The organism is Nostoc sp., assembly GCF_036917635.1.
Classification (GTDB): Bacteria; Cyanobacteriota; Cyanobacteriia; order Cyanobacteriales; family Nostocaceae; genus Nostoc.
Window position 1 is genome coordinate 1 of sequence record NZ_JBALCW010000031.1, and the last position, 9,607, is coordinate 9,607.

At 41.5% G+C, this 9,607-nt stretch carries 7 protein-coding genes and 1 pseudogene; 3 read left to right on the forward strand and 5 right to left on the reverse strand.

What is annotated here, in order from left to right; translation table 11 throughout:
* Positions 1-171 precede the first annotated feature (171 nt).
* From V7K32_RS08710 to V7K32_RS08725, 4 genes are all read right to left on the reverse strand, one after another.
* Entirely contained in the window at positions 172-510 is a 339-nt protein-coding gene (locus V7K32_RS08710) for a P-II family nitrogen regulator (protein WP_229453600.1), read from the reverse strand.
* Positions 511-868: 358 nt separating this feature from the next.
* The gene (locus tag V7K32_RS08715) at positions 869-1,477 is read right to left on the reverse strand and encodes a hypothetical protein (RefSeq protein WP_334992186.1); all 609 of its coding nucleotides are present in this window, start codon (positions 1,475-1,477) and stop codon (positions 869-871) included.
* A gap of 241 nt (positions 1,478-1,718) precedes the next feature.
* Positions 1,719-2,540 (reverse strand): bifunctional hydroxymethylpyrimidine kinase/phosphomethylpyrimidine kinase, encoded by an 822-nt coding sequence (gene thiD / locus V7K32_RS08720; protein WP_334992188.1) that lies wholly within the window; start codon positions 2,538-2,540, stop codon positions 1,719-1,721.
* Complete coding sequence (locus V7K32_RS08725; RefSeq protein ID WP_334992190.1) at positions 2,537-2,758, reverse strand: hypothetical protein; 222 nt, start codon at positions 2,756-2,758, stop codon at positions 2,537-2,539. The genes thiD and V7K32_RS08725 overlap by 4 nt, the downstream gene beginning before the upstream one ends.
* A 611-nt stretch (positions 2,759-3,369) precedes the next feature.
* Here V7K32_RS08725 and V7K32_RS08730 point away from each other — a divergent pair.
* The 3 genes from V7K32_RS08730 (at position 3,370) to V7K32_RS08740 (ending at position 8,931) form a co-directional block, all read left to right on the forward strand.
* Positions 3,370-6,216 carry a choice-of-anchor D domain-containing protein gene (locus V7K32_RS08730; RefSeq protein WP_334992192.1) on the forward strand — a complete coding sequence of 949 codons (2,847 nt, stop codon included), beginning with the start codon at positions 3,370-3,372 and terminating at the stop codon, positions 6,214-6,216.
* A gap of 434 nt (positions 6,217-6,650) precedes the next feature.
* Positions 6,651-7,436, forward strand: a complete 786-nt coding sequence (locus V7K32_RS08735; protein ID WP_334992194.1) for an HAD family hydrolase — start codon at positions 6,651-6,653, stop codon at positions 7,434-7,436.
* Between the two features lie 319 nt (positions 7,437-7,755).
* On the forward strand, positions 7,756-8,931 hold the full coding sequence (locus V7K32_RS08740) for a DNA double-strand break repair nuclease NurA (RefSeq protein ID WP_334992196.1): 1,176 nt from the start codon (positions 7,756-7,758) through the stop codon (positions 8,929-8,931).
* Positions 8,932-8,989: 58 nt separating this feature from the next.
* Here V7K32_RS08740 and V7K32_RS08745 read toward each other — a convergent pair.
* Positions 8,990-9,154 (reverse strand): annotated as a pseudogene (locus V7K32_RS08745) (IS4 family transposase); the annotation flags it as partial.
* Between the last annotated feature and the right edge of the window lie 453 nt (positions 9,155-9,607).

The window sequence follows — 9,607 nt, forward strand, 5'->3', positions numbered from 1 at the left end:
GTTAGGAGTTAGGAGTTAGGAGTTAGGAGTTAGGAGTTAGGAGTTAGGAGTTAGGAGTTAGGAGTTAGGAGTTAGGAGTTAGGAGTTAGGAGTTGGGAGTTATGAATTTTACTAAATCTTCACTCATAACTCAATAACTCATAACTCAATAACTCATAACTCATAACTTTTTTAAACTGCTTCTGTATTCTTTTCGCCAGTGCGAATCCGAATCACTTGCTCAACAGACGAGATGAAAATTTTACCATCGCCGATTTCACCAGTGCGGGCAGCAGCAATAATTTTGTCCACCACCATATCAACTTGATTGTCATCAACTACGATTTCCACTTTGAGTTTTTGTAGAAACTCAACGGTGTACTCAGAACCGCGATACCGTTCAGTTTGGCCTTTCTGCCGTCCGAACCCCCGGACTTCAGAAACAGTCATGCCGACAATACCAGCGTTAACCAAGGCAATTTTTACCTCATCTAGCTTAAATGGGCGGATAATAGCTTCTACTTTTTTCATCTTTTTGACTCCTGACTTCTACTAGCTTCGTTTATATATCTAACCAGATCCTTTGTCTGAAGCTGTAACTAGCAGTGCTTTTCCTAAAATATATGTAACAATTACCACTTTTTTAAAGTGTAGATGCTTTGCATAAGGGTTTGGGACATGAAAAGCGGCAAGAATTTATTAATTGGATAATCTTTGAGGTTCTAACATAAACAAGTTACCGTCAATTTAGCATTTTATGTAGCTTTTATAACCTAAAAATAAATAAATTCCGCCATTTAGCAGATATGCTCAAATATTTTAGAGAGTGATTGCAGAGAACTTGCTCGGTAGCTCGAAAGCATGGCACTGCTGACTGTGGGAGTGTTAACTAACGTTTCTGATGTTCAAACAAGGGACGCACAACGAAATATCCAGCACTAAAGGCAGTAAGCATGATTAAGAATATGGTGATAATTAACCACCAGCCATTGAGTCCCTTAGCATTTGGCTCAGTAGTGGAATAATAACTTACTTGTTGCTCTTCTATATAAACTGGTTCTGATATCGGGAAATTCATTTCCATTACAGGTGTAGAAAAGTCTTGGCGGCGGCTTTTTTCGGGTGGCGTTTTGGGAATAACGGGTGGATGCGAACGAGAAACCTGCTGACGTGGACGTGCTTGTGTTACTGGCACTTTAGCGGCATTTTTAACCTCACCAGAAGCTTGGGGGACTTGGTGATAACTAGGCGTAGCATGGGAATCAACTAACTTTTGCAAATGAGAAAAAGACTCAACAACTTTGGTAATTTCTTGGCGTAGTAGTTGATTTTCTTGTGCTAATTGCTGATTTTTGGTGGTAAGTGCATGTAGCTTCGCGTGTGCTGCTTGCAACTCTGTTGACAATTCCCTGTATACAGAAAGTGGTACAGAGGGAGGGTAGGCTTGAGTAGTCGGTGTTGGCGAATTTCTGTGAACTGAACCTATGGTTGTTCGCATCGGGGGCTTGGTATTAAAAATCAAGATAAGCAAGTCGTACAGAGATGCTAACAAAGATAGTCAGCCCTGAAACTATGCCCAAGAATAATAGAAAAATGGCGAAAGGGCAAAGATTTTTTATTGGGAATTGGGAATTGGAGGCAGAAGGCAGAAGTTGTTTATTTTGAATGCGTGAATTTTGAATTGATTTTTCCCTCATCTCCCTCATCTCCCCCTGCCTCCCCAATCCCCTTGATAACGGTTAATTTCGTAACAATGGGAAGAAATGTCCTATAGGACCTTGCCCTTCGCCAATATCTAGGGCGTAAGTGAGTGCAGTAGTCACATACTCCTTTGCCTGTTTCACAGCCTGCCACAAGTCTGTTCCCTTGGCCAAATTAGCAGTGATCGCAGCCGATAGTGTACAACCAGTACCGTGGGTATTTTTTGTCTCTACTTGCTGGCAAGTCAAAACTTCCAACTTGTCCCCATCAAACCAGATATCAACACCACGCAAATCTCCCTGCATACCTCCGCCCTTGACTAAAACAGCCTTCGTCCGCAAAGTCTTGTGAATAATTTCAGCAGCAGCTTGCATATCCTCCAAAGAATTAATTTGTAAACCGCTTAAAATTTGGGCTTCATAGCGATTCGGTGTGATCATAATTGCCTTGGGAATCAGGGCTTGGCATAGAGTCTTCACAGCATCATCATCAATCAATTGTGCTCCTGTACGTGACACCATTACTGGATCAACTACTAAATTATCGATTTGTAAAGCTTCCACCTGCTGGGCAACAGCAAAGATAATTTCCTGATTGAGCAACATTCCCGTTTTGGCAGCTTGTACGCCAATATCCTCAACTACTGCCTGAATTTGCGCCACAACAGCCTCTGTTGGCATGGCATCAACCCTTTTCACTCCTAAAGTGTTTTGTGCCGTGATGCAGGTTATAGCGCTAGTACCGTGGACACAGTGAAAAGCAAAGGTACGTAAATCAGCTTGAATTCCTGCACCGCCACCGCTATCTGAACCAGCAATAGTCAAAGCAACGGGTATTCTGGAGTTTATTTCAGTGTTCATATTATAAAGATTAAGTAAGTTGGCACCATCAAACCAAAATATCTCAAAGATTGATGAACTAGACCAAAACCCTCTTCGCTCCAGTCTCCTTTTTGAGCGCAACCACAAAAATTTACCATAACCTGACTTGAAAATCCTGTTAGGGGTAGCGGGGCGCTTGGTAAATAAGGCATTGCTTCTTTAAAAATTTTTAGATAAACTTCATTAAATCCTTGCACAAAGCGCTCTCCACTCCCATATCACTCTGGAAATTAACAGCACTCCACTACGATACCTCCATATTTTTTTTACTTTTGTTGTAAAAAAAAGAACAATATTCAGCGTATTCACGGATTTGACTCGCTGATATAAAGGTTAGTTTTAATACATGAGTCCACAAGGCTCAGTTACACCGCGTACAACAGGTTCGACTAAGTTGTTACATTAGTTCCCTTAAGTTAAAGGGTAAAGCTACTAAAGTTTCAACCAATTCCACTTTCACCACTCAACAAACGCAGAGAAGACAGGAAACATCTTTGGCTTTGCGCTGCCTTGTCTGCGTGCAAATTGTCCGATTACCCTCAATAAAACACTGACGATTGACGGTATCGACATCCCTACTTTAACCATCAATGGTTAATAAGATAAAAATTTTCATTACAACAGTTTTCTACAAACGACGCGATTTATTTTTTGCGATCGCCACCGGAAAGGGCGCTTGAGCCATCGCACAACTGCGACTGTCTTAAAAAGTCCAGATAAATCACCCTTTCAAATAACTACTTAGCAACATAATTTATTGCTGAGAACTTACTACCAATTCACCTTACACATATTCGGAGTTAATCTTATGGCTGGCAACACATACTACGTTTCTGGAACAGGCAATGATAAAAATGATGGCTTGAACGAAAAATCTGCATTTCGCACCCTCCAAAAAGCTGGGGACTTGGTGCAAGCAGGTGATACCGTCTACGTCATGAATGGTACTTACACAAATATTTACTCTAATATCCTGAGTATTTCAGATAAGCACGGTACTGCTAATGCGCCGATCACATTTACTGCTTATCCTGGACACACACCTGTTTTAGAAGCACACAAAAACAATTGGAATGCTATCTCCATTACAGGGTCTTCTTATGTAGTCATTAATGGACTGACCCTGCTAGGAGCACGAGATGAAACTACATTAAAGGATGCGATCGCTGATAAAGACAATTCAAATAACCCAGCAACATCTGGGAACGGTATTAACGTTACATTTATCAAGAACGTCGGCCGCGAAAACGATCGTTCACATCACATCACAATTAGCAATAACAACGTTTCTAAGTTTCCAGGAGCCGGGATTGCAACAACCGAAGCAGATTACATTACTGTAAAGAACAATGTGGTTTCTGGAAATGCTTGGTACTCACCTCATGGAAACCAAGGAATTACAATGCTTAACCTTTGGAATTCCGATAACAACGTAACAGATTATAAAGTAATTATTGAAGGTAACACCTCTTTTGATAATAAACAATTAGTTCCTTGGGTGAATGCAGGAAAAGTAACAGAGGGTCATGGAATAATGCTTGACACTTCTTATATTGATAATGAGGCATACAAGGGCAAAGCCTTAATCAGTAATAACTTAGTTTACAACAATGGTGGCGCAGGTATTCAGATTTTCAAAGGAGAAAACCCTGTAGACATTGTAAATAATACAACTTACCAAAATTCACAAGAAATCCCAGACGGAGAAATTTTCCTTAACAAGGCTCAAAATGTTCAGGTCTATAACAATATTATGTATGCAACCGATGGAGTTGCTGCTAATTATGTTGTTAATTCTAGTAACACTTCATTTAACAATAACCTTGCTTACAACGGAGCTTTTACAGGCACAGGCTCGGGAAATGTTTTAAACAAAGACCCGTTATTTATTAATGCAGCGAATGGTGACTTTAGGCTCAAAGCTGGAAGTCCTGCGATCGATGGTGGTTCTAATGCTTTCAATAGCATCACTAAGAACACTCCCCTAGATGGCAATGGGGACGGCAGTGTATTGATTGATATTGGCGTATACGAAGCCGCCACCAATAAGACTCCTAACCCCGAAATTCAAGTTCTTGATGGCACAGTTGACATTGCAGATAACAGCACTACCCCCATTAACTTTGGCGAGGTCATTGCTGGCAGTACCGTGACCAAAACTTTTACCATTAAAAACACAGGCATCGCTGCACTCAACCTGAGTAATCTCAAACTCCCCGACGGCTTTAGTTTGGTAGGAACTCTTCCAGGTACTGTGGCTGCTAAGACTTCGACGAATATAACAGTGGCACTAAATACGACCACTGGCGGAACCTACACTGGCAACTTCAGTTTAAGCAACAACGATAGTAACGAAAGCTCCTTTGACTTTGCTATTAGTGGTAAAGTTAATGCTCCCGAAATTCAAGTTTTCAATGGCACAGTTGACATTATAGATGGCAGTAGTACTGCCATTGACTTTGGCGACGCCGCTTTTGGCAGCACCGTAACTCAAAGTTTTACCATCAAGAACACGGGTAAATCTGCACTCAACCTGAGTAATCTTAAACTCCCCGACGGCTTTAGTTTGGTAGGAACTCTTCCAAGTACCATAGCTGTCAATAATTGGACGAATATAAAGGTGGCACTCAATACGAATACACCTGGAACCTATGGTGGCAGTTTCACTTTGACCAACAACGATCCTAACGAAAGCAACTTTGACTTTGCCATTAGCGGTACAGTTAAGCCCGCTCCTGCCCCCGAAATTCAAGTTCTCAATGGCACACTTGACATTGCAGATGGCAGCACCACTCCCGTCGACTTTGGCAACGTCGCTTTCGGCAGTACCATAACCAAAACTTTCACCATTAAGAATACGGGTACAGCTACCCTCAACTTGGGTAATCTCAAACTCCCCGACGGCTTTAGTTTGGTAGGAACTTTTCCATATACCGTGGCTGCCAATGATTCAAGAAGTATAACGGTGGGACTCAATACCAATACACCTACACCTGGAACCTATGCTGGCAGCTTCAGTTTGACCACTAACGATAGTAACGAAAGCCCCTTTAACTTTGCCATTAGTGGCACAGTTAAACCCCCTCTTGCTAGCGAAATTTATCTTCTCAATGGCACTGAAAATTCTGAGTACTTAAAAGGCAATGCCCCAGCTAACAAGATTTATGGGTTTGGGGGTGGAGACTCCATCGTAGGTAATCTAGGAAATGACCAACTTTCGGGAGGCGACGGAAACGATACTCTCTGGGGAAATGATGGTGATGACCTGCTCTATGGCGATAGCGGCAATGACAAGCTTTCGGGTGACAACGGTAACGATACGCTATTTGGTGGTATCGGCGATGACCAACTATTAGGCGGCGCAGGCAATGACTGGCTTTATGGGGGCGGAGGCAAAGATGTACTTACAGGCGGTTATGGCGCTGACACCTTTGTGTTGGCTTTTGGTGACGGCACAGACTCCATTACTGACTTTGAAGTGGGTAAGGACAAAATTGCCTTGTCAGGTGGTCTCAAGTTTGGTCAATTGTTAATACAGCAACAAGGAAGTATTGCCTTCATTATGAATAGTTCTGACAATCAACTGTTGGCGAAGTTGGATAATGTCACTGCAAGTATACTTTTGGCTCAACCTTCCACTTTTATCACTATTTAGTTGTGTCTTTTGATAACCAAGTCTCTTCTCTTCTTAGGCTGCGCCAACTGAGCAGGTGTAAAGGAATAACTAGACATGCTATGACTTAAAGTCAGGTACGTAATACGCGCTCGTTAAGTATAAAAGAAACCACTTCCTCTGCTTTATTAGGAAGCCAGTAATCCCCTCTTACATGTCAGTCGAGTTACACCGAGGGATTCACACTAAAATCATGACATTTCGGATTATTAACGTAACAGTACGTTTCTAGGTACTATTGAGAAGCAAAAGGTCAAGGCGGTTTGGAATCATCAATGCGATGAAGAGTTACCCGCTTGGAAGTGCTAAAGCGATCGCCTACAATCATCCAGACTATTTTTCCCGCCTACAGTTGTGATACAACAAATTATTGCTAGTTCAGTTAAGCTGGCAAAAGCAGTTTCATCCTCAAAACAATGACAGCAAGTAGTCCCACAATTTTAGCCCTAGACTTTGATGGAGTCATATGCGACGGACTAATTGAATATTTTGAGGTAGCATGGCGTACCTACTGTGAAATTTGGTCTTTTGCTAACGACACACCACCAGATGATTTAGCTTTAAGATTCTATCGCCTACGACCTGTAATTGAAACAGGCTGGGAAATGCCCCTTTTAATCAAAGCCTTGGTAGATGGAATTCTTGATGATAAAATTCTTCATGAATGGGCAACCATCGCCCCAAAACTTTTGTTAGATGACAAACTGCAAGCAAGAGAAATTGCTGCGAAGCTAGATAATCAACGAGATGAATGGATTACCACAGATTTAGACGGTTGGCTAAGTCTGCATAGATTTTATCCAGGTGTAGTAGAAAAAATTAAATTAACTCTTGACAATGGAGTTAAGCTATACATTGTGACAACTAAAGAAGGGCGTTTTGTCCAGCAGTTGTTGCAACAACAAGGAGTGAATTTCCCAGCAGAAGCAATTATTGGCAAAGAAGTCAAGCGTCCTAAATATGAAATTCTGCGAAATTTAAAGCAAGAAGCAGAAAACAAGGCAGTTAGTCTCTGGTTTGTAGAAGATAGACTCAAGACTTTGGAGTTAGTCCAACAGCAAGCAGACCTTGAAGATGTGAAACTCTTCCTCGCAGACTGGGGTTATAATACCCAAGCAGAACGGGAAGCCGCCCAAAATGAGCCGCGAATTCATCTGTTATCATTGTCTCATTTTTCCAAAGATTTCTCTGCTTGGCTTTAAATATATGAAATATGTTGCAATAATCTCTTAATACCTTTACCCTAAAAGAGCTTGCCATTGTTCAGATTTCTGTAATAGTCAAATTGTTGCGTTTATGGGTATCCCGCCAGGAACTTAATTTCCTGGCTCTCAAATGGACTAAAATCATTTACTTAGTCGTTTGAAGAGAATTTTAGTTATTAGCTTCGGAATTTATCCCGACGCAAAATGGTAACGAAGTGGGATACATAGCAAAGATTAGAAATCAGAAGCTTACGTTTTTCGATTTAGGTGAAATAATAACTTATAACTATTTACTCCTGATTTAGCACTTACTTTTATGCTTGACCTTACAAAACTGGCACAACAAATGCAGGGTTTAAGTCAGCATCTTACTTTAGAAGCTGTTGCCAGTCGCCAGCGTTTAGAATTGGCGCAACAGCATCTCAAAAATGCTTACGAGTCTCAACAAGATTTAATCGATCGCCAAGAAAAATGGCGCGATCGCATTCTTTTTGCTAATGCTACCCCAATTGAGCCGTTAGAAACCTGCATTGATATCTCAGTTCCTCCAAAAATACATACAGTCATCGCCACCGATGGTTCCCAAATTGCCCCCAACCATCACGAAATTGCTTATTGTTATCTCCTGAATATTGGCAGAGTAGTTTTACACTACGGACAAAATCGCCATCCATTACTTGATAGTTTGGCAGAGGTATTTTACCGCCCGGAAGATTTATATATGTCCCGGCAGTGGGGAATTAGAACCGAAGAATGGATGAGTTTCCGCCGCACTGCTTCAGAAATAACGGTGTTGGCAGAACTTGCATGTGCAGCGAAAGGGGAAGCACCAGCATTGGCGATGGTAGATGGTTCTTTAATTTACTGGTTTTTAGAACAATTGCCGATGGATGCACGCGATCGCATTTTACCCCCCATCCTGGAAGCTTGGCAGCAAATGCGTGACGCTCAAATTCCATTGATGGGCTATCTTAGTGCCTCTGGCAGCATCGAAACAATGAACTTTTTACGGTTGTTAGCTTGTCCTCATCCAGTGCCAGATTGTAAAACTTATTGCCCAAATCAGCTAGAAAAAGTAGCTTGTAAAATTTTTGAACAGTTGCGAGATACTTCTGTTTGGGCAACCCGACTCAAGCCAGGACAACGCAGTACCCTGTGGCGCAGTAATTCCCCCATTCTCGAACTCTACGGAGACCAAACCATTTACTTTTGCTATGTCCACGTTGGTACTGAAATCGCCCGGATCGAATTTCCAGCATGGGTAGCAGAGAATGTAACCATACTAGACCAAGCATTGGGGCTAATGCTAGCACAAGTGCAAAAAGGATATGGCTACCCAGTAGCGATCGCAGAAGCCCATAATCAAGCAGTGGTAAAAGGTGGCGATAGAACGCGTTTCTTTGCCCTCCTTGAACAACAAATGATTAAAGCTGGTTTGAAAAATGTGGGAACTTCGTACAAAGAAGCCAGAAAGCGGGGGAGTATTGCTTAAATCAGGGAATAAATGCTTACTCCGTACCCACTTGGGTTCACGTCATCAGGCCATTTTGCACAGGCTTACTGAATAAACTGGAAAAGAATTTTTCCAACCGATAGATTTCTTTGCCCGATTTGCTGATTACTACTTCATCTCCTGCCAGCAGATAGACATCATCTGGATAAAACAGATGCTAAAGAAAAAATACCCAGAATACTGTCGCCCACGCTATGACTGTATTAACCGACTTTCCGCACTTCATCGTGTAATATGCGTAGATTTCCCATAGGTGGAAAAAAATGGTTAAATCAACAACATAAATCGCCAATGGTATTCAATATTAATACTTAATAATTTGAACATTATTAGGAATTTTTATTGAAAAGATAGATAATACATTTTGAAGTGCGGAATGTGGGTATTAAGCAAAGAAAGAACCGACATTCCTCGGGTTAGTTTGAAAATTTTGGTGTTTTCCATAAACAAACTATGACAATGGTTTCAGCCATTGAACCTATATTCTGCACTCTGCGATCGCAGCTCTGGTAAGTGTAAAAATGTTTCTTTATATTTAAAATTGAAGTGCGGAATGTGGGTGATAAACAAAAACCTCCGAGCTGTGATGTGAGCTTGGAGGTATTGTTTGAATTAAAAATCCTGGCATCGAGCTATTTTTGCGTAGGGCTACCCC

Bases quoted from the DNA above. Each gene is read 5' to 3' on its own strand.
- V7K32_RS08740 (WP_334992196.1), top strand. From the start codon at position 7,756: ATGCTTGACCTTACAAAACTGGCACAACAAATGCAGGGTTTAAGTCAG.
- V7K32_RS08730 (WP_334992192.1), top strand. From the start codon at position 3,370: ATGGCTGGCAACACATACTACGTTTCTGGAACAGGCAATGATAAAAAT.
- V7K32_RS08735 (WP_334992194.1), top strand. From the start codon at position 6,651: ATGACAGCAAGTAGTCCCACAATTTTAGCCCTAGACTTTGATGGAGTC.
- V7K32_RS08710 (WP_229453600.1), bottom strand. From the start codon at position 510: ATGAAAAAAGTAGAAGCTATTATCCGCCCATTTAAGCTAGATGAGGTA.
- V7K32_RS08715 (WP_334992186.1), bottom strand. From the start codon at position 1,477: ATGCGAACAACCATAGGTTCAGTTCACAGAAATTCGCCAACACCGACT.
- thiD (WP_334992188.1), bottom strand. From the start codon at position 2,540: ATGAACACTGAAATAAACTCCAGAATACCCGTTGCTTTGACTATTGCT.